The sequence below is a fragment of the Lonsdalea quercina subsp. quercina genome (assembly GCF_000688695.1).
Lineage (GTDB): Bacteria > Pseudomonadota > Gammaproteobacteria > Enterobacterales > Enterobacteriaceae > Lonsdalea > Lonsdalea quercina_D.
This window is the reverse complement of record NZ_JIBQ01000003.1, coordinates 270,613-291,072: the sequence shown is the minus strand read 5'-3', so window position 1 is coordinate 291,072 and position 20,460 is coordinate 270,613. Positions and strand designations below refer to the sequence as shown.

General features: G+C 53.8%; 16 protein-coding genes. 5 read left to right on the top strand and 11 right to left on the bottom strand.

The window, feature by feature from the left end; translation table 11 throughout:
• Positions 1–299 precede the first annotated feature (299 nt).
• The 3 genes from SB13_RS02555 to SB13_RS02545 all read right to left on the bottom strand — a co-directional run bounded on the left by SB13_RS02555 (position 300) and on the right by SB13_RS02545 (position 4,389).
• Positions 300–2,084: a SmdB family multidrug efflux ABC transporter permease/ATP-binding protein gene (locus SB13_RS02555; RefSeq protein WP_026738845.1), complete on the bottom strand. Its 1,785-nt coding sequence runs from the start codon at positions 2,082–2,084 to the stop codon at positions 300–302.
• Positions 2,077–3,846, bottom strand: coding sequence for a SmdA family multidrug ABC transporter permease/ATP-binding protein (locus SB13_RS02550; RefSeq protein WP_026738844.1), 1,770 nt, complete (start codon positions 3,844–3,846; stop codon positions 2,077–2,079). The genes SB13_RS02555 and SB13_RS02550 overlap by 8 nt, the downstream gene beginning before the upstream one ends.
• An 81-nt stretch (positions 3,847–3,927) precedes the next feature.
• Positions 3,928–4,389, bottom strand: coding sequence for an Lrp/AsnC family transcriptional regulator (locus SB13_RS02545; protein WP_026738843.1), 462 nt, complete (start codon positions 4,387–4,389; stop codon positions 3,928–3,930).
• 120 nt (positions 4,390–4,509) lie between these two features.
• Between SB13_RS02545 and SB13_RS02540 the strand changes: the two genes are divergently transcribed.
• Together SB13_RS02540 and queC are read left to right on the top strand one after the other, a co-directional pair.
• A complete protein-coding gene (locus SB13_RS02540; RefSeq protein ID WP_026738842.1) occupies positions 4,510–5,583 on the top strand; it encodes a PLP-dependent cysteine synthase family protein in 1,074 nt (357 codons plus the stop codon).
• Between the two features lie 108 nt (positions 5,584–5,691).
• The gene (queC, locus tag SB13_RS02535) at positions 5,692–6,387 is read left to right on the top strand and encodes a 7-cyano-7-deazaguanine synthase QueC (RefSeq protein ID WP_026738841.1); all 696 of its coding nucleotides are present in this window, start codon (positions 5,692–5,694) and stop codon (positions 6,385–6,387) included.
• Positions 6,388–6,651: 264 nt separating this feature from the next.
• Here queC and SB13_RS02530 read toward each other — a convergent pair whose 3' ends face one another.
• The 8 genes from SB13_RS02530 to bolA all read right to left on the bottom strand — a co-directional run bounded on the left by SB13_RS02530 (position 6,652) and on the right by bolA (position 16,642).
• A complete protein-coding gene (locus tag SB13_RS02530) occupies positions 6,652–7,020 on the bottom strand; it encodes a ComEA family DNA-binding protein (protein ID WP_026738840.1) in 369 nt (122 codons plus the stop codon).
• 138 nt (positions 7,021–7,158) lie between these two features.
• Positions 7,159–9,039 (bottom strand): peptidylprolyl isomerase, encoded by a 1,881-nt coding sequence (gene ppiD, locus SB13_RS02525; protein WP_026738839.1) that lies wholly within the window; start codon positions 9,037–9,039, stop codon positions 7,159–7,161.
• A 236-nt stretch (positions 9,040–9,275) separates the two neighbouring features.
• Positions 9,276–9,548 (bottom strand): nucleoid-associated protein HU-beta, encoded by a 273-nt coding sequence (gene hupB / locus SB13_RS02520; RefSeq protein ID WP_026738838.1) that lies wholly within the window; start codon positions 9,546–9,548, stop codon positions 9,276–9,278.
• Positions 9,549–9,743: 195 nt separating this feature from the next.
• On the bottom strand, positions 9,744–12,104 hold the full coding sequence (gene lon / locus SB13_RS02515) for an endopeptidase La (protein WP_026738837.1): 2,361 nt from the start codon (positions 12,102–12,104) through the stop codon (positions 9,744–9,746).
• A 188-nt stretch (positions 12,105–12,292) separates the two neighbouring features.
• A complete protein-coding gene (clpX, locus tag SB13_RS02510; protein ID WP_026738836.1) occupies positions 12,293–13,567 on the bottom strand; it encodes an ATP-dependent protease ATP-binding subunit ClpX in 1,275 nt (424 codons plus the stop codon).
• Positions 13,568–13,731: 164 nt separating this feature from the next.
• Complete coding sequence (gene clpP / locus SB13_RS02505) at positions 13,732–14,355, bottom strand: ATP-dependent Clp endopeptidase proteolytic subunit ClpP (protein WP_026738835.1); 624 nt, start codon at positions 14,353–14,355, stop codon at positions 13,732–13,734.
• Positions 14,356–14,735: 380 nt separating this feature from the next.
• Complete coding sequence (gene tig, locus SB13_RS02500; protein ID WP_026738834.1) at positions 14,736–16,040, bottom strand: trigger factor; 1,305 nt, start codon at positions 16,038–16,040, stop codon at positions 14,736–14,738.
• 287 nt (positions 16,041–16,327) lie between these two features.
• The gene (bolA, locus tag SB13_RS02495; RefSeq protein WP_026738833.1) at positions 16,328–16,642 is read right to left on the bottom strand and encodes a transcriptional regulator BolA; all 315 of its coding nucleotides are present in this window, start codon (positions 16,640–16,642) and stop codon (positions 16,328–16,330) included.
• A 346-nt stretch (positions 16,643–16,988) separates the two neighbouring features.
• Here bolA and SB13_RS02490 point away from each other — a divergent pair, with 346 nt between their 5' ends.
• The 3 genes from SB13_RS02490 (at position 16,989) to cyoA (ending at position 20,457) form a co-directional block, all read left to right on the top strand.
• On the top strand, positions 16,989–17,567 hold the full coding sequence (locus SB13_RS02490; protein WP_026738832.1) for a lipoprotein: 579 nt from the start codon (positions 16,989–16,991) through the stop codon (positions 17,565–17,567).
• A gap of 51 nt (positions 17,568–17,618) precedes the next feature.
• Positions 17,619–19,088 carry a muropeptide MFS transporter AmpG gene (ampG, locus tag SB13_RS02485; protein ID WP_026738831.1) on the top strand — a complete coding sequence of 490 codons (1,470 nt, stop codon included), beginning with the start codon at positions 17,619–17,621 and terminating at the stop codon, positions 19,086–19,088.
• 421 nt (positions 19,089–19,509) lie between these two features.
• Positions 19,510–20,457 carry a cytochrome o ubiquinol oxidase subunit II gene (gene cyoA, locus SB13_RS02480; protein WP_026738830.1) on the top strand — a complete coding sequence of 316 codons (948 nt, stop codon included), beginning with the start codon at positions 19,510–19,512 and terminating at the stop codon, positions 20,455–20,457.
• Positions 20,458–20,460: the final 3 nt, after the last annotated feature.

Below are 20,460 nucleotides of genomic sequence, written 5' to 3'. Positions count from 1 at the left end.
CCCCTAACCCGTTAAGTTCAGGCCTGCGCCGTCACTATCAAATGTCTATACGACATCATTGAAAGCAATTGATGTGCCATAAATGATTAGACGATGGAAAAGCGGTGAAAGGTGATGAATGCGCGTATCGCGCAAATCGCGCTTGAATAAAGAATGGACAATCAGGAATCAAAGCGCACACAACCAGCGCACCATTTTCGTGCACCACGCCTGATTCCAGTGCACCTTACCTTCTTAGCAGGAAAATCTCTGCTAGGTTATGGTGCGTGCCGAAAATCAGGCGTAGTTCACAAGGGGATTCAGGAGGTCATCTCAGCGGTATCGTAGCGTTTTGACTCTGCAAGGGCCTGCCCTGCCAGCTGTAGCTGATACATCTGATAATAGCGCCCTTGCTGAGCCAGCAATTGCGTGTGTGTCCCCTGCTCAGCCATTTCGCCGTGGTTGAGTACCAGAATGTTGTCCGCCTCGACAATCGTCGATAACCGGTGAGCGATAACCACCAGCGTAGTTTGAGCGCGGATCAAGCGTAACGCCTTCTGGATGGCCTGCTCTGTCCCGGAGTCGATATTGGCGGTCGCTTCATCGAGAATCAGCACTTTCGGCGAATTCACCAGCACGCGGGCGAGCGCAAGCAGCTGTTTTTGCCCCACGGAAAGGTTGTTGCCCTGTTCGCCGATACGACTGTGGATGCCCTCGGGCATATCCCTAACCAGCTCAGCCAGTTGCACCATCTCCAACACGCGCCACACACTCTCTTCATCAATATCACGGCCCAACGTGACGTTGGCATAGACTGAGTCCGCAAGGACTACCGGATCCTGTTGAACCATCGCCACATTGGTGCGCAGAACCTGATGGGACAACGTCGGCAGCGGGCGCTGATCCAGCCGAATAACGCCGTGTTCGGGGGTGTAATACCCCATCAGCAGGTTCGCCAGCGTACTTTTGCCGCTGCCAGTGTGGCCCACCAGCGCGACAAATCCCTTATCAGGGATCTGCAGGTTGATGTTACGTAATACCGGCTTGCCGCTGCGGTATGAGAAGGTCACGTCGTCGATATCGATGCGTCCGCTAGTCAGGGGATCTAAATCGTCGCCATAATCCTGACGCTTGCCATCCATCAACGCGAAAATACGCTCGCCGGCCACGACGGCTTGCTGAAGCATCGACTGCTGAGTCGTTAGCTCAATCAAAGGTTCGTTAAGCCGTCCAAGGTAGTTGATGAAAGCGTACAACACGCCGACGCCCACCGAGCCGACCGAGCTGAAACCGAACTGCAGAAGGAGCCCGCACAACACCAGCGCAGAAAATAGGCTCAGCAACGGACGTAACAGGAACCCCTCCAGACGCAGCGTTTGCATTCGCGCCAAATAGTGCTTTTGGCTGACTTCACTCAGGCGTTGGCCAAACCGGGCCTGCTGACGAAATTGCTGAATGACGCTCATACCACTGATGACTTCGTTAAAGCCATCGTTGATATCGGCGAGATAGCTCCGCACACGGCGCACGATGGGCGTGCTATAGCGCTGGTAAATAACCATCACCACCATCACAGCCGGAAAAATGGTCAGCGCGACGAGCGCCATACGCCAATCAAGGCTGAACATCGCCACCATCATGGCGCTGATGAGCGCCGCGCTGCGCAGCACCGTCGCCACCACCATCACGTAGAGATCCCGGACCACTTCCGTATCATTCGTCACCCGGGAAATCAGTTGCCCGACAGGCTGGGTATCGAACGTCGACAGCGGTTGACGTAACGCGGCGTCCATCACATTGATGCGCAATTGTTGTACGACGCCCACTGCAACCCGATTAAAGGTCAACGATTGCAGGTAGTGCAGTGATGCGGCGAGGAGTTGCAGCAACACGTAAACTGCCGCCAAACCGCTGGCCAACATCAGCGGGAAGTGCCCTTTTGAGACGAGATGGTCGATAAAATAACTGATGAGTATGGGTCCTGCGACTTCAGCCGCCGCCGCAACCCAGAGCATCACCATGCCTACCGCCAGCGGCTTGCGCCAGGGTGAGCCGTAGGCCAGTAGACGTTTCAGCGTCGGCCAGAGCGGATGTGAATTATTCACCTTTGACCTCCTCAATCGACGTCGGCTCGTCCAATGCGGCTTCCAGTTGCTGGTAACGATACATGTCCCGATACCAACCTGATTCGAGTGACAACGCCTGATGATTGCCGCGCTGAGCCACCTGGCCCTGTTGCAGCACGAGGATTTCATCCGCGTTGACCAAGGCGGAAAGCCGGTGTGCGCTGATGATCAGCGTGCGCCTTTCACCCCACTCACGCAGGTTGTTCAATATTTCGTGTTCGGTGCGTCCGTCCACAGCAGACAGGGCATCATCCAGCACCAACACCTCAGCCTCTAGCAGAAGCGCGCGGGCGATGGCGATACGCTGCTTCTGCCCACCGGATAGCATGACGCCGCGCTCGCCCACCTCGGTCTCGTACCCCTGCGGCAAACGCAGAATATCGTCATGAACATGAGCCAGACGCGCCGCTTCCTGAATTTGCGCTTCCGTCGCATCCGGACGACCCAAGGCGATATTGCCCGCGACCGTATCGGCAAACAGGAACGGCGTTTGTCCAACGACCGCGAACCGGCATCTCAGGTCATCCAGGCGAATACTTTTGAGCGGGAGGTCATGATAAGAAATGCGCCCTTCTTCCACGTCGAAAGAACGTAGCAACAAAGCGATCAGCGTGCTTTTCCCGGAGCCGGTGGGGCCACATAGCCCCAGCATTCTGCCGGGTTGCAGACTGAAACTGACGTCATGCAGCACGGTTTGACTATGCTGCGGATAGTGGAATGCCTGGATATCGGCTACCAACGTACCGGGTCCGTCCGGCAAAGACTGAGCACCGTCGATCACCACCGGCTTCTCGGACAGGAGCTGACGAATACGGCTGTAGCCAGCGCTGCCGCGTTCCACGATGTTCAACATCCAGGCCAACGCCAGCATCGGCCAAATCATCAGGCCCAGATACATGACGAAGCTGGTCAGTTCGCCCAACGTCATCGTCCCGTGGATCACCATCCAACTCCCGCCGCCGATCGCCAGCAGATTGGACAATGCGACAGCAATATAAATCGTTGGGTCGAACCGCGCATCCACGCGTGCCACTCGCATATTTTTGGCCCCCGTGTCGGCGGCGACTTCGGCGAAACGCTGAGACTGATAATCTTCCAGTCCGAACGATTTGATCATGCGGATGCTGGTCAGGCTTTCCTGCGTCTGGTTATTCAGCATAGAAAACGCGGCTTGAGCGGCTTTGAAGCGGTGGTGCAACTGCGTGCCGTAATGTTTGATGATGATGGCCATAATCGGCATCGGCGCCAACGACAGCAGCGTCAGCTGCCAGCTGAGCTGTGTGCACATCACCACTAGGACGGCGCACCCCATCATCAGAGAGTCGACAAACGTCAGCACGCCTTCACCAGCGGCAAACACCACTCGGTCGACATCATTGGTGGCTCTCGCGATCAAATCTCCGGTGCGGTGACGTAGATAAAAGGCAGGATGCTGGCGGCTCAGCTGACGATAAAAGTCGCCACGTAATTCCACCGCCAATTGATATGACGCGCCAAACAGCAGAACGCGCCAGAAATATCGCAGCAGGTAGGTCAGAACCGCGGACAGCGCCATGAGCCCAATCCACCCCATCGCGGTAGCAGCAGGCATCTCACGTTGCGTTACGCCGTCGACGACAATCCCGACAAGAGCCGGAGGCAGCAATTGCAGTATCGCGATAACGATTAAGAGGATCACCGCCCCCAGATAACGCTTCCATTCACGGCGGAAATACCATCCTAGTTGAGCAAAAAGTCTCACGCGGTCTTCATTCCAAAGCTAGTAGCATCATTATTATTGCGGGCAGAACAATAGTATACATGATTGCCCTGATGGATAAATTTAGACCTTAATCGGCAATGCCGTTGTGTGTTTTATCTCTTCCATCGCAAAGCTGGACGTGACGTCCACTAAACCTGGAATACCTTTGACGAGACGCTTGTAGAAGTTGTCATAGTTTTTCATATCCTCTACTCGAACCTGCATCAGGTAGTCATACTCACCGGCCATGCGATAAAAGGACAACACTTCGGGCATATCGGAAACGAAACGGCAGAAGTCTCGATACCATTCGCTATTATGTTGCTGAGTTTTCAGGAGCACAAAAGCCGTTAAGCCCAACCCCAGCCGTTCGTTATCCAGCAGGGCGACACGCGCCTTGATATACCCAGACTCCTCCAAACGCTTCAGCCTTTTCCAACACGGTGTCGATGTGAGATTGACAGCCTCGGCCAATGCCTGCAGCGAGAGCGTACAGTCACGTTGTAGTAGAGAGAGCAAAGTGCGATCGATTTTATCTAGCATATGGGATAACCATAGAAAAATTTTCTACTATTTAGTCCAAATAAAGAAAATTATGCAATATTTTTTCCTCGCCACCACGGTAGTCTAAGCGCATCCTTCAGATGCAACGGAAGTTCTCTTATGACTCACTCATGGGTTAAAAATGCCGTCAGCGCGATTGAAGCTGATTTTCAACGTTCCGCAGACACGCACCTCATGCGCTTGACGCTACCCGCCTACCCCGGCATCTTTTTTTATCTGAAGGACGAGAGCACCCACCCCACCGGGAGCCTTAAACACCGGCTGGCACGCTCGCTGTTTCTGTATGGCCTCAGCAACGGTTGGATTAAGGAAGGCACGACGATCATTGAAGCCTCCTCCGGCAGTACCGCCGTCTCCGAAGCTTACTTTGCTCGCCTGCTGGGACTGCCTTTCATTGCCGTAATGCCTGCCTGCACGGCGAAACGTAAAATCGAGCAGATTACGTTTTATGGCGGCCGTTGCCACTTTGTCGAGCAGTCTGGACAGATCTACGCGGCGTCAGAGCAGCTGGCCCGCGACCTTAACGGCCACTATATGGATCAGTTTACCTACGCGGAGCGTGCGACTGACTGGCGCGGCAACAACAATATCGCCGACAGTATTTACCACCAAATGTCCAGAGAGCCTTTCCCGGTTCCTGACTATCTGGTGATGAGCGCGGGCACCGGCGGAACCTCCGCGACCCTCGGGCGTTATATTCGCTATAAAGGCCTGGATTCGAAACTGGTGGTTGCCGACCCTGAAAACTCCGTGTTTTACGACTGCTATCGTCAGCAGGACCGTTCGCTGACCGCCGCTTGCAGCAGCAGAATCGAAGGTATTGGCCGCCCGCGCGCGGAACCGTCTTTCATTCCCAGTGTGATAGACGACATGATTAAAGTGCCCGATGCCGCCAGCGTGGCGACCCTACTCTGGCTGGAGAGCGTCCTTGGCCGCAAAGTCGGCCCCTCGACCGGCACCAATGTCTGGGCCATGCTGCAACTAGCCGAGAAAATGAAAGCCGAAGGCCGTCAAGGCGCCATTGTGACGCTGCTATGCGACAGCGGCGAGCGCTATCTGGACACTTATTACAACCCCGAGTGGGTAGCGGCGCACATCGGTAATCTGGCGCCTTACACCCGACAGCTTGCCTCAGAACAGCAGCAAGACAGCCTAACGCCCTGCCCGGCATGATGTCATTTACTGCGCTGAAGCGAGGACAGATTTGAGTTACCATATCCCCTTCGTGACATGTTAAGCCGTAGTCTAGATGTACGGCCCTGCTCATTAAGGTGAACCAGCATGACAAGCGCAGTAGTTGTTTTTAGCGGTGGACAGGATTCCACAACCTGCCTGATACAGGCACTCAAGCAATACGATCACGTGCACTGCGTGACGTTCGATTATGGACAGCGTCATCGGGCTGAAATCGACGTAGCTGCCGAACTGGCTCAACGCTTAGGCGCATGCGCTCATAAAGTGTTGGACGTTCGTTTGCTGAATGAACTCGCCGTCAGCAGCCTGACGAGGGACAACATCCCCGTGCCGGACTTCGACGAGAACCAGGACGGTCTACCTAGCACCTTCGTCCCCGGTCGCAACATTCTTTTTCTCACGCTGGCCGCAATCTATGCCTACCAGGTCGGTGCCGACACGGTGATTACCGGCGTCTGCGAAACCGACTTTTCCGGCTATCCGGACTGCCGCGACGAGTTTGTCAAAGCACTCAACAAAGGTGTTGCGCTCGGATTGGCCAAAGATATCCGGTTCGTGACGCCGCTGATGTGGCTGGACAAAGCCGAAACCTGGGCGTTGGCCGACCACTACCAGCAGTTAGACACGATTCGTCACCACACGCTGACCTGTTACAACGGCATTAAAGGCGACGGCTGCGGTCAATGCGCCGCCTGCCATCTGCGCCAAAAAGGGTTAGAGCACTATCAGCAGAACCCCGAAAGCGTCAGAGCATCTCTGGCCAAGAAAACCGGGCTGAAGTAACCCACGTCGCAAGCGCATTGCTGACCGGTGGTTATCCATCGACGAACGCACGAATAACCACCGTCAGCTTCTGCTTACCGACACAGGACAGACTCATTGCGAGATAGAGCGAGCGCCGTGCCGATACTCTCCCCTCGTCAGAAACACGTTCCGGCCGCTAACTCCGCCCTGTGGCAAGAACGACTTCGAAGGCGTGATTCAACTCACGTCGCCCCTGCCCCAAAGCATCCTCCCTCATAACGGCCGTCCCGTTTTAGCGTAGCGTCAGAGTCGTAAGCGGGTTTGATTGCGTTCAATCAGCGAAGCGCCGATCCCCGGAACTTCCTGTAGCTGATCAACCTGCGTGAAAGGACCGTTTTGCTCCCGGTAACTGACAATAGCCTGCGCTTTTTTCAACCCCACACCGTTGAGAATATCGGCCAGCTCTTCCGCAGACGCCGAGTTGATACTCACTTTTTCTTCATCGCTGGCCGATGGTATGGCCTGTTCCAACTTTTTGCCCGCCGCGTCCTGCTGTAAAGTCGCCACTGCTTTGTTGGTATCCACTTTTGTGGCGGCCTGAGCAAGTGCTGGCAGGCTCGACAGGGTCAGACCTACGACGAAGCACACTGCCTTGATTCCTGATTTTTTCATGCTGTTATCTCCTTGTGTTTGACAGCACGTCCACCTTGCCTGAAGGGGAAATCAGCAACAATGCGCGGTGTTCAAATGTGGAAAAGGCCGCGAAAGCGGCCTTTGTCTGTTGCAGTGCGTTACATTCTCTTGCGAGGGTTATTCCTGCTGCTGAGCGGCATTCCCAAGCTTGATTTTCGCTTCACTGCGCAGGCTGGTAATCAAGACGTCAAACAGAGAGCCGACGCCATTCTGTTTCACCTGATTAGCAAACTGCTGTTTCTGCTGATCTTGCAGCGTGTGAGGCTGAATGCTGTCCAACGCCACAATCACCACATTGCCCGCCTGATCCTTCGATAAGCCGTAAGATGGCTTGTCCTTCTGCGGGATTGGCAAAGCAAAGATCGATTCAGCCATCACTTCGTTCTGGTTCAGGGAAGAAAGTGTTTTTGGCGCGCTGAAAGTCAGATTAGCGGCTTTCAGACTGTCCATCTTCCCTTCTTTCAGATCGGCGAGGATTTTCTCAGCCTCAAGACGCGCCTGTTGATCCGCCTTTTGACGTTTCAAGGTTTGAACAACCTGATCGCGCACCTGATCCAGCGCTTCGGTGCTTTCCGGTTTGTGCTCGCTGATGCGCACGACAAAAGCACGGTCGCCATCAACGCTGATCACATCCGAATTGCTGCCCGGGGCGCCATTTTCGCCTAACAGAGAACCGCCGAAAATGGCCTGGGTAACCGGCTGGAAATTCAGCGCGGCGGGAACTTTATCCCGGCTAAACCAGTCGGTCTGGACTGATTTAACGCCGGCAGCCTGTTCTGCGGAAGCCAGCGACTCATTATCGTTGCTGGCCGCTTCGCTGACTTTCTGCTGCAGCGCATAAAACGCATCCAGTGCTCTTTCGTGTTTCACCTTCTCAGCCAGTTCAGCGCGAACGTCAGCCAGCGGCTTGATGTGCTGCGGCTGCATATCGTCCAGACGAACAATCAAGTAACCCACCGAGGATTTGATGACGCCGGAAAGCTGCCCTTTTTCGGTCAGTTTTGCCTGCTTCAGTTCGTCCACGGTTGAATTGTCGTCCATCCAGCCCAGGTCGCCGCCGTTGCGGCGAGAAACGACGTCGGTTGAGATCTGTTGAGCCAACGCGGAGAAGTCGGTGCCGTGCTGCAGTTTATCCAGAGCAACTTTGGCTTCCGCCTCTGTTTTTACCTGAATGAGGCTGTATTTTTTGCGTGCGCCCTGAGTGAAATCGTTTTTGTGCTGATCGTAATAGGCGGCGATAGCCGCATCATCCACCTTGGTTTTGTCCATGATAGCGGCCGCATCCAGCAGGATGTAGCTGACCTTGAACTGTTCAGGCGCCAGATAGCGGCTCTTGTTCTGATCGTAGAAGCTCTGAACTTCAGCATCGCTGACCGTTTGCGACTGGGCGCGGTCGGCGGTATTGATGGTCGCCGTGCGGATGGTGCGATCCTGCGCTGCCAGCTGTACAAGGCGATCAAGCTCCTGAGGCAGAAGGAACTCGGTGCCTCCGAGACCACGGACCAACTGCTGAGTGGTCAGCTGCTTGCGCAGCATCTGGGCAAAGGTATCTGGACTCAGGCCAAGACGACGCACCTGGGTCAGGTATTTTTCGTTATCGAAGCGGTTATCGGTCTGGAATTCGGGGATAGCGAAAATGGCCTGCTTAATCTGCTCGTCGCTGATGCTTAAACCCAGCGTGTGAGAATACTGGTCCAGCAACGTTTCATCGATCAGCTGTGACAACGCCTGCTTACGCAACTGCTGCATGTAGCCTTCGTTACTCGCCAGAATAGAGAAGTTTTCTCCCAGCATCTGCTGCTGTCGGTTACGTTCGTTTTGCACAGCCTGTTCCAACTGGGAACGGGAAATTTCCTGCCCGTTGACCTTCGCTGCGTAATCACCTGACCCGCGAATCAAATAATCACCTACGCCGGTCAGCACAAATGAACCGATGATCAGGGCCAGAATAATTTTAAGCACGACGTTATTCGCGGCCGCGCGTAAATTGTCCATCATAATGTGACAACACTCCGCTGTAGAATGGATGAAACTCCCTGCGCAGGCCGCAGCCATGCTTCCTTGCGATGCTATAGCCGCAAAACGGCCAGGGCGCACTCAGGCAACTGCCTGATGATAGTAGTCCGGATTTCCGGTAAAAAAAGGCACATCATTGAATGATGCGCCCCATATCTTACCTTACCCACATCGTGACGTCAGGTAATGTTTAGGGGAGAGATTCTCCCCTAAGACAATTAATTCACGGCGTCTTTCAGCGCCTTACCTGCGCGGAAGCCCGGTACTTTGGCGGCAGGAATACTGATTTCCTTACCGGTCTGTGGATTGCGGCCTGTGCGCGCTGCGCGCTCACGTACCGAAAATGTTCCGAACCCAACTAAAGCAACGTCATCCCCTTCTTTCAGAGATTCAGTAACAGACCCAATAATTGCATCCAACACACGTCCTGCCGCCGCTTTGGAAATATCAGCATCTGCAGCAATTTTGTCGATCAATTGTGACTTGTTCACTCTTTCATCCCCTCTGAAATCCTGTGGCTGCATCCCTTATTTTCTGGCGCAGCAGTAGCTTTTTAACATTCAGTTAAATCCACGGAGGTTACCCGTACGATTAACAGTGCTCTAACTTAGCCGCACAAAAAAAGGCTGGCAAGCATCATTACACTTACCAGCCTTTATTTTATGAATGGTTCTTGCGATGGGTCACTATTTCGCCGCCGCAGTCACCACCTTCATGCCATGAGGCGAGTTTTGCAGCGCCAACTCCAGCACTTCTTCAATACGTTTTACCGGGTGGATCTCCAGATCGGCAATCACGTTTGACGGTATCTCTTCCAGATCACGCTTGTTTTCATCTGGAATCAGCACGGTTTTGATACCACCGCGATGAGCCGCCAGCAGCTTCTCCTTCAGGCCGCCGATGGGCAGCACCAGACCCCGCAGCGTAATCTCACCGGTCATCGCCACGTCGGCTCGTACCGGGTTCCCCGTCAGGCATGAGACCAGAGCGGTGCACATGGCGATACCCGCGCTCGGACCGTCTTTCGGCGTCGCACCTTCCGGTACGTGAACGTGGATGTCGCGCTTCTCGTAGAAGTCTGAGTTGATACCCAGAGAGTCAGCGCGCGCGCGTACCACGGTCAATGCGGCTTGAATCGATTCCTGCATGACTTCACCCAAAGAACCGGTGTAAGTCAGCTTACCTTTACCCGGCACGCAGGCGGTTTCGATCGTCAGCAGCTCGCCGCCGACTTCGGTCCACGCCAGGCCGGTCACCTGACCAATGCGGTTCTCATCGTCCGCACGACCGTAGTCGAAGCGCTGAACGCCCAGGAACTCTTTCAGATTGTCGCCGTTAATCTCGATGTGCTTGAGGGACTTGTCCATCAGCAGCGATTTGACCGCCTTACGACACAGCTTGGAGAGTTCACGCTCCAGACTACGTACCCCCGCTTCGCGGGTGTAATAACGGATGATGCCGATAATCGCGCTGTCATCCACCTTCAGCTCGTTTTTCTTCAGGGCGTTGCGCTCAACTTGCTTCGGCAACAGGTGTTCCCGCGCGATGTTGAGTTTTTCATCCTCGGTATAGCCAGACAGACGAATCACTTCCATACGGTCCAGCAGCGGGGCCGGAATGTTCATGGAGTTGGACGTCGCCACGAACATGACGTCCGAGAGATCGTAATCGACTTCCAGGTAGTGATCGTTGAACGCCACGTTCTGTTCCGGATCGAGCACTTCGAGCAACGCAGAGGCCGGATCGCCTCGCATGTCCGAAGACATTTTGTCGATCTCATCCAGCAGGAAAAGCGGGTTTTTGACCCCAACCTTCGCCATCTTCTGGATCAGTTTGCCCGGCATGGAACCGATATAGGTACGACGATGACCGCGGATTTCCGCCTCATCACGCACGCCGCCCAGCGCCATACGGACATATTTACGTCCGGTCGCTTTGGCGATGGACTGTCCCAGAGAGGTTTTACCCACCCCCGGCGGCCCTACCAGGCACAGAATCGGCCCCTTGATTTTGCTGACACGGCTCTGTACTGCCAGATATTCAAGGATGCGCTCTTTTACGCGATCCAGACCATAGTGGTCGCTATCCAGCATCTGCTGGGCTTTGACCAGATCCTTTTTCACTTTACTGCGTGAGTTCCAGGGAACCTGCACCATCCAGTCGATGTAGCTGCGCACGACGGTAGCTTCCGCGGACATCGGCGACATCATCCGCAACTTCTGCAGCTCAGCCTCGGTTTTTTCCCGGGCTTCTTTCGGCATGTTAGCCGCTTCAATCTTGCGTTTCAGCGCTTCATTTTCGTCCGGCGCGTCATCCATCTCGCCCAGCTCTTTCTGAATGGCTTTCATTTGCTCATTCAGGTAATACTCGCGCTGGCTTTTTTCCATCTGCTTTTTGACGCGGCTACGGATGCGCTTTTCCACCTGCAGCAAGTCGATTTCCGACTCCATCATCGCCATCAGGTATTCCAGACGTTCCGTCACGTCAAACATTTCCAGGACCGACTGCTTGTCGGACAGTTTCAGCGGCATGTGTGCGGCAATCGTGTCAGCCAGACGGGCAGCGTCGTCGATACTGTTCAGCGACGTCAGGACTTCAGGCGGGATTTTTTTGTTCAGTTTGATATAGCCTTCAAACTGATTGACCGCCGTGCGCATGAGCACTTCCTGCTCAGGCTCTTCAATTTCAGGCGAGTCCAGATATTCAGCCTGCGCGGCAAAGTGCTCTCCACTGTCAGACAGCGTGGTGATACGCGCTCGCTGTAAGCCTTCGACCAGTACCTTAACGGTACCGTCAGGCAATTTCAGCATCTGAAGAATGGAGGCTACCGTCCCAACCGAGAAAAGATCGTTAACACCTGGCTCATCCGTTGAGGCCTCTTTCTGTGCAACCAGCATGATCTTTTTATCGTGATCCATTGCGGCTTCAAGGCACCGAATTGACTTCTCCCGACCAACAAACAACGGAATGACCATGTGCGGATAAACCACCACATCGCGCAGCGGCAATACGGGGATTTCTATGCGTTCGGAACGCTCAGGGTTCATAGAGCTCTCTCTTAGTTTCATTTCCGCCAGGTTAAGGGAATCTCGTGAAACAGGCTCTTCACGGTTTCGCCTCTAGGTATTCGAGTATATGGGGATAAATATCCTACATTCAACGATAGATCGCGCTGAAAAAGGAATGGGGGGCTAACACCCCCCATTTTGTTCTTCGATGATGATTTTTAGGCGAATTATTCGCCAGAGGCTTGTTGCGCTTCGTGCTTGCCGTAGATCAGGAGCGGTTCGGATTGACCCGCGATGACGGATTCGTCGATCACGACTTTATCCACACTGTCCTGAGAAGGCAGTTCGTACATAGTTTCCAGCAGTGCCGCTTCCACGATGGAACGCAGGCCACGTGCTCCGGTCTTGCGCGCCATGGCTTTTTTCGCAATGGCCGTCAGCGCGTCGTCACGGAACTCCAGCTCAACGCCTTCGAGTTTGAACAGCGCTTGATACTGCTTGGTCAGCGCGTTCTTCGGCTCACGCAGAATCTGAATCAGCGCCGCTTCATCCAGCTCTTTCAGCGTCGCCACTACCGGCAGACGACCGATAAACTCAGGAATCAGACCAAACTTGATCAGATCGCCCGGCTCTACCTGCCCCAGCAACTCGCCTTCGGTCACCTTCTGCGAAAGACCTTTTACCGTCGCATTGAAGCCAATACCGCGACCGGTGTCTGTTCGCTGCTCGATAACCTTATCCAATCCCGCGAACGCGCCGCCGCAGATGAACAGGATCTTCGAGGTGTCCACTTGCAGGAACTCCTGCTGCGGATGCTTACGACCGCCCTGAGGCGGAACAGCGGCGATGGTCCCTTCGATCAACTTCAGCAGGGCCTGCTGCACGCCTTCGCCAGAAACGTCACGCGTAATCGACGGGTTATCCGACTTACGGGAAATTTTGTCGATTTCATCGATATAAACGATGCCGCGCTGCGCTTTCTGTACGTCGTAATCACATTTCTGCAGCAGTTTCTGGATGATGTTCTCAACGTCTTCGCCCACGTAACCCGCTTCGGTCAACGTCGTGGCATCAGCCATGGTGAAAGGCACGTCAAGGAATCGAGCCAGTGTTTCTGCCAGCAAGGTTTTACCGCTACCGGTGGGGCCGATGAGCAGGATGTTGCTTTTGCCCAGCTCAACGCCGTTACTGCTGTCACCGTTGCGTAAACGTTTGTAGTGGTTGTATACGGCCACGGCCAGAACTTTCTTGGCCTGCTCCTGACCAATCACGTAATCGTCAAGGTGATGACGAATTTCGTGCGGGGTCGGCAACGCACTGCGTTCACGATGCGGGGCCACTTCTTTAATCTCTTCGCGAATAATGTCGTTACACAAGTCAACACATTCATCGCAGATATACACTGACGGCCCGGCAATCAGCTTACGAACCTCGTGCTGGCTTTTGCCGCAGAAAGAGCAGTACAGCAACTTTCCTGAACCGTCTTTGCGCTTATCTGTCATCAGTAAACCTCTTCTTTAGTCTCTTGCCCGCAGGCTAACCATACAGCGATAGCGCCACAGCGAACGCCACTATTTTATAGCCAATAAGCGCAATCACACTCGCACAAAAGACTATCGGCCGAACACCGTCTACAGCTATATAGAGCGACCATCATCAAATGGATTTAGTCGCGATGAGTCAATACAGAATCGACTAATCCGTAGTCTACTGCCTCATCGGCAGAGAGGAAACGGTCACGTTCCGTGTCTCTTTCTATTTCTTCAAGAGACCGTCCCGTATGTTTAGCCATCAGTTCATTCATCCGTGACTTCACTTTTAGGATTTCTTTGGCGTGAATTTCAATATCCGTCGCCTGTCCCTGATAACCGCCCAGCGGCTGGTGAATCATAACGCGCGAGTTCGGCAGGCAGAAACGTTTGCCTTCCGCACCGGAAGTCAGCAGGAACGCCCCCATTGAGCACGCCTGTCCCATACAAATAGTACTTACATCCGGCTTGATGAACTGCATGGTGTCGTAGATGGACATTCCCGCAGTGATCACCCCGCCCGGCGAGTTGATGTACAAATAAATGTCTTTCTCAGGATTTTCAGCTTCCAGGAACAGCATCTGGGCCGTGATCAGGTTCGCCATATGGTCTTCGACCTGACCAGTCAGGAAGATCACACGCTCTTTTAATAAGCGGGAATAGATGTCGTAAGAACGCTCCCCACGTGCAGTCTGCTCTACGACCATTGGCACCAGGGCCATATGCGGAGCCTGTTTTACTTGTTCGCCACTGTATGACATCAACGTCTCCTAGATAAAATGCATTTGGCGCATATTGCCCGATTCTACTTGAGATACGAAGTGAAAACCACGTCCAGACCCTGTGTGGTTGCCCTACCTCGAGCCCTCAGAATATCCAGCGATACGTCATCAATTATCGGACAATTGGGCGTCTTGTGTCGATTTTCAAGCTTACACCACCGATTATTTTCGATTAACCCGGCATTACTCTGAAAGAAGCGCTGAGGATTCGGTTCACGGCTAAGATTAATGATAGTGCAAATAAATGCTTAGCAGTCGTAATTTCAGGAGAAACCGTCACATAATCAGGCAGAAAAAAAAGCCCGCAGCGTTAAAACTGCGGGCATTATCAGACTGACAACCTCGAAAGGTTAACGCGATTACGCGTTGTTAGTCTGGTTCATCAGATCGTTGAACCCAACTTCTTTCTCAGTCACTTTAGCCTGAGACAACAGCGTTTCAATCGCCTGCTCTTCCAGAGCGACGTTACGCATGTTGTTCATCATTTCTTTGTTCTTTTTGTAGAACTCAACCACTTCCTGCGGATCTTCGTAGGCAGCGGCCATTTCGTCGATCATCGCGGTAACGCGGTCTTCATCGGCTTTCAGCTCATTGGTGCTGATGACTTCACCCAGCAGCAGACCGACAACAACGCGACGTTTAGCCTGAGCTTCAAACAGCTCGCGCGGCAGTTCCAGAGCCTGTTTTTCATCGCCACCGAAACGCTGTGCAGCCTGACGGCGCAGTACGTCGATTTCACCGTCGACCAGCGCAGCCGGAACATCGATATCGTTAGCGTCAACCAGACCGTCGATAACCTGAGTTTTCACACGGTTACGCACAGCGGATTTCAGCTCACGCTCCATGTTTTTGCGCACTTCGGTACGCAGACCGGCGACAGAACCATCTTCAACGCCGAAACGTTTGATGAAGTCAGCAGTCAGTTCCGGCAGCTCACGCTCTTCGACTTTTTTCAGTACGATAGCGAACTGAGCGGCTTTACCCTTCAGGTTTTCAGCGTGGTAGTCTTCCGGGAAGGTGACTTCGATAGTGAACTCTTCACCCGCCTTGTGGCCGACAACNCCGTCTTCGAAGCCCGGGATCATACGGTTCTGGCCCATCGCCAGCACGAAGTCAGAGGCTTTGCCGCCTTCAAACTCTTCGCCGTCGACAGAACCGCTGAAGTCGATGGTTACGCGGTCTTCAGCTTCTGCTGCGCGCTCAACCTCTTTCCAAGTCGCCTGCTGCTTACGCAGGGTGTCCAGCATGGCGTCGACGTCTTCGTCTTTAACTTCCACCAGCGGTTTTTCGACTTCGATGCTATCCAGACCTTTCAGTTCTACTTCTGGATACACTTCAAACTCAACGCTGTAGGTAAAATCAGATCCCGCATCGTACTCGCCCGGAACATACTTCGGCGCGCCAGCAGGAGTGATATTTTCCTTGATGATCGCATCAACAAACTGACGCTGCATCAAGTCGCCCAGCACGTCCTGACGCACGGAAGCGCCATAACGCTGAGCAACGATATTCATCGGCACTTTGCCTTTACGGAAGCCGTCGATACGAACTTTTTTTGCCACGTTGACCAGCTCGCTCTTAACAGCATTCTCGATGCTGTCAGCAGCAACGGTAATCGTTACGCGGCGCCCAAGGCCTTGGGTGGTTTCAACTGAAACTTGCATCTTGTTACCTCAAAAAATCACAGTGCTCGGTCAACCTCAAAAGCCGTTTTCACAAAGCGCCCGAAGGCAAGCTTTCTGATCACAGACTCACATCACCAGGACGGCCTCGCGAACCAGACCCGTTCCTTGTAGTCAGAAGCGTCCCGAATACATTCAGGAAAAATAAGACGCGGCATTATAGCGGCATAGGCTGACCGAGTCGAGGAGAGTCACCAGCGTATTGCCGCAAGGTGAATGACCGGTTTCGAATGTGCTCAGGGAGGCTTTACGCCGTACCATCACCGGCGTTAACGGTCGATTCCCGCGCCGCCGCAGGCCGGTGATGTAGGGGCGGTTTGGTGCTGATCGCGCCACTCCTGCGGAGTGTAAACGTACAGCGCGAGCGCATGCACGGCGCCGGCCATCTCCTCAGTCAGCAGCTCGTAGACCGCGCGATGGCGCTGAATCAGGCGTTTACCTTCGAAAAGATCGCTGACCAACACCACTTTGAAATGGCTCTCCGACCCCGCGGGCACCCGATGGCGATGGCTTTCGTTGATGACCTCAAGGTATTCCGGCGCCAATCCGGCGTGCAGCTTGGATTCAATGGTTTCACGGATCATGGATTAACCTTAAATAAGAGTTTGGGAACCGGGCAAGTTAGGCGCCATTTTTACATGACCGGTGTGAGCGATCACGGGAATTTTCTCTCGCTGGCGACGATACCGCGCTATGTTTTCACAGGGCAACAGCATGCAGAATAATCCGCTAATGCCGGTGCGAAGGGGACTCCGACAGGGTGTGGCATATCTTTTCTTCGGGAAGTTGTGATAAAAACAGAATCGGTTGTCCTACAGGCGAAGAACTTGCGACGCGAGCGATTCTCCGCTCTTTCTCTTGCCTGAGGCACTGGTATGATATCGCGCGTTTTTAACGATTAACTTTCTTATTATTACTGAGAACATTCGCATGTTTAAAAAATTTATTTTTCCGCTGCTCGCCATCATGGCGCTGGCGGGCTGCGCAGGCAAAGGTAATACGCTGAATATCAACCCTAACATCGCGTTGCCTTCTCAGGATCCTAGCCTGATGGGCGTGACAATCAGCATTAACGGAGCCGATCAGCGTCAGGATCAGGCGCTGGCCAAAGTGAACCGCGACAGTCAGTTAGTGACGCTGGTCCCCTCACGCGATCTGCGTTTCCTGTTGCAGGAAGCGTTAGAGAAGCAGATGTCCGCACGCGGCTACATGATTGGCACCGGCGGTCCGGTCGCGCTGCAGATCGTGGTGAACACGCTCTATGCGGACGTCACTGAAGGCAACCTGCGTTACACCATCACCACCAAAGCGGATATTTCGATCATCGCGCAGGCCGCGAACGGCAATAAGCAGGTCAAAAACTACCGTTCCACCTACAATGTTCAAGGCGCATTGACGGCCACCAACAACAAGATCACCACCGCGGTGAATCAGGTGTTAGGCGATGTCATCAGCGACATGGCGCAAGACACCAGCGTCAACGAATTCATCAAGACCAACGCACGCTAATTTTACGCAGTTCCCCTTGCCCCGTCACCGGGGCAAGCAAAAGGATGTTGCATGCCTAGTCAGCTCCACACGCTTTTCAAGCAACGTAATTCTCTGATCCTGCTCATTCTGGGTTTTGCCTCGGGCCTCCCTCTGGCATTGACCTCCGGCACGCTCCAAGCCTGGATGACCGTGGAAAACGTCGATCTCAAAACCATCGGCTTCTTTTCNCTGGTCGGCCAAGCCTATGTCTTTAAATTCCTATGGTCGCCGATGATGGATCGCTATACGCCGTCTTTCTTCGGTCGACGTCGCGGCTGGCTGCTGCTCACGCAATTGGGCCTCGTGGCGGCCATCGCGGCCATCGGGACATTAACCCCCGCGAAGGATCTTTGGTGGCTGGCGGCGCTTGCCGTCGTTATCGCTTTCTTCTCCGCATCCCAGGACATTGTCTTCGACGCCTATAAAACAGATTTATTGCCTCCACAGGAGCGCGGCAGTGGGGCTGCGGTCTCCGTGCTGGGCTATCGGCTGGCGATGCTGGTCTCCGGCGGGCTGGCGCTGTGGATTGCCGACCGCCTGCTGGGTTGGCAGTCAACCTATTGGCTGATGGCGGGTCTGATGCTGCTGTGTACGCTGGCGACCTGGCTGGCCCCGGAGCCGGACAATACCCAGCCTGCGCCGCGCTCACTGGAGCAGGCCGTGATGGCGCCGCTGCGGGATTTCTTCGGTCGTAATAACGCCTGGCTGATTCTGCTGCTGATTATTTTTTATAAGCTCGGCGATGCCTTCGCAGTCAGCCTGAGCACCACGTTCCTTATTCGCGGCGTGGGCTTTGATGCTGGCGATGTCGGCCTTATCAATAAAACGCTCGGCCTCTTCGCCACCATCGTCGGCGCGTTATACGGCGGAATACTGATGCAGCGCTGGTCGCTTTTTCGGGCGCTGATGATTTTCGGGCTATTGCAGGCCGTCTCCAATGCGGGCTACTGGCTGTTGGCGATCACGGACAAGCATTTATTCTCTATGGGCGCCGCCATTTTCATCGAAAACCTGTGCGGCGGTATGGGGACGGCGGCGTTTGTCGCTCTGCTGATGGCCCTGTGCAACAAGTCGTTCTCCGCCACACAGTTCGCCCTGTTGTCCGCTCTGGCCTCCGTGGGCCGAGTTTATGTCGGTCCGCTGGCCGGTTGGTTCGTCGAGGATTACGGCTGGGCCTGGTTCTATCTGTTCTCTGTCGGGATCTCTTTCCCCGGTCTGCTGCTGCTCTTACTGTGCCGCCGCACGCTGGAATACACCCAGACTCACGAAGATTTTCTGCCGCGAAGCGCATACTCGCGCGGATATAAGCTGGCAGTACGTACGCTGTTTTCCGGCGCCGCATGCTTCGCGCTCGGCGCGGCGATTTGGGGTATGTTCGGACTAGGATGGCTGCAAAGCGTATCCGCGGCTGAAACGTTAATGACCGTGGGCGTGGCGCTGGCCGCGATCGGACTCACTCTGGGTAGTCTCTTGGATTACCTATCGCTCAAACGAACGTAAACAAAACACATGGGCTGTGTCACAGCAGCCTATTCCTTCCTTATTACTCATATCCAACGACCAAGGTTATCCACAGCCGCCCTCGCATGATTGTCGTTTTTCGGCCGTCGTCATCTCCTTTTTTCCTGACTTTTTACTTTGACAAACCGTCATCTCGCACTAGACCTTAATAACAGTGGCACGATAATTTTTGAGGACGCGTTGTCATTTTCCATACGGACATGCCATTCCCTGAAGAAACTATTACCCACTGTTTTTTAATATATTTTTTTACAAACTACCACATTGGTGACACAAAGAGAGAATCAGAGCAACAAGCCACTGACAACACTTTAATCATGTTTACAGTGTGGTAACCTTCCCGTAAAATGCCCGCTCGCGTGAAATAATAGATAGAGCCCCTTGTCATTGAGGTCGCTAGATGAGACTCAGGAAATACAATAAATTTTTGGGGATGTTCTCTTTATTTGCAGCCACCCTGCTCCTTAACGGCTGTGATATGGCACTGATGAACCCCAAAGGACAAATTGGGCTTGAACAACGTTCGCTAATACTGACTGCCCTCGGGCTGATGTTGATCGTTGTCATCCCCGTGATCATTATGACGATCGTATTTGCCAGGAAGTACAGAGCTTCCAACGATAAGGCTAAATACACGCCAAACTGGTCACACTCCAACAAGATCGAAGCCGTTGTTTGGACGGTACCCATCATCATCATCGTCATCCTCGCTACCATCACCTGGAAGACAACCCACCAGCTTGATCCCTACAAACCGTTGGATTCCGACGTCAAACCTATCAACGTCGAAGTCGTATCGCTTGACTGGAAATGGCTGTTTATTTATCCGGATCTGGGTATTGCCAGCGTGAACGAACTTGCCTTCCCGGCCAACGTTCCCGTCTCGTTCAAAATCACCTCTGACTCCGTCATGAACTCGCTGTTCATCCCTCGCCTCGGCGGGCAGATTTACGCCATGGCCGGTATGCAGACGCAGTTGCACCTGATTGCGAATGAACCCGGCAAATACGACGGTATTTCCGGTGCTTACAGCGGCAAAGGTTTCTCCGGCATGAAATTCACCGCTATCGCGACGCCGAATCAAGAGGCGTTTGACCAGTGGGTGAATACGGTGCGTCAGTCTTCCCATACGCTGAGCAACATGGGCGAATTTGAAAAACTGGCACTCCCTAGTGAATACCATCCCGTCGAGTACTTCTCGCAGGTACAGCCGAACCTGTTCCGACAGGTGATTACTAAATTTACTGGCAACGAAATGCACATGCAGCACCATGCGGAAAGCGCGCCGAAAGATGAAGGCATGCAGTCTCATGAAGGCATGGACATGAGCGAGCACTCCTCTCATTAAAGG

What these genes read in the sequence shown, in the direction of transcription:
- SB13_RS02545 (WP_026738843.1), bottom strand. Translation starts at nt 4,389, where the DNA reads ATGCTAGATAAAATCGATCGCACTTTGCTCTCTCTACTACAACGTGAC.
- SB13_RS02540 (WP_026738842.1), top strand. Translation starts at nt 4,510, where the DNA reads ATGACTCACTCATGGGTTAAAAATGCCGTCAGCGCGATTGAAGCTGAT.
- queC (WP_026738841.1), top strand. Translation starts at nt 5,692, where the DNA reads ATGACAAGCGCAGTAGTTGTTTTTAGCGGTGGACAGGATTCCACAACC.
- SB13_RS02530 (WP_026738840.1), bottom strand. Translation starts at nt 7,020, where the DNA reads ATGAAAAAATCAGGAATCAAGGCAGTGTGCTTCGTCGTAGGTCTGACC.
- ppiD (WP_026738839.1), bottom strand. Translation starts at nt 9,039, where the DNA reads ATGATGGACAATTTACGCGCGGCCGCGAATAACGTCGTGCTTAAAATT.
- lon (WP_026738837.1), bottom strand. Translation starts at nt 12,104, where the DNA reads ATGAACCCTGAGCGTTCCGAACGCATAGAAATCCCCGTATTGCCGCTG.
- clpX (WP_026738836.1), bottom strand. Translation starts at nt 13,567, where the DNA reads ATGACAGATAAGCGCAAAGACGGTTCAGGAAAGTTGCTGTACTGCTCT.
- clpP (WP_026738835.1), bottom strand. Translation starts at nt 14,355, where the DNA reads ATGTCATACAGTGGCGAACAAGTAAAACAGGCTCCGCATATGGCCCTG.
- bolA (WP_026738833.1), bottom strand. Translation starts at nt 16,642, where the DNA reads ATGATCCGTGAAACCATTGAATCCAAGCTGCACGCCGGATTGGCGCCG.
- SB13_RS02490 (WP_026738832.1), top strand. Translation starts at nt 16,989, where the DNA reads ATGTTTAAAAAATTTATTTTTCCGCTGCTCGCCATCATGGCGCTGGCG.
- cyoA (WP_026738830.1), top strand. Translation starts at nt 19,510, where the DNA reads ATGAGACTCAGGAAATACAATAAATTTTTGGGGATGTTCTCTTTATTT.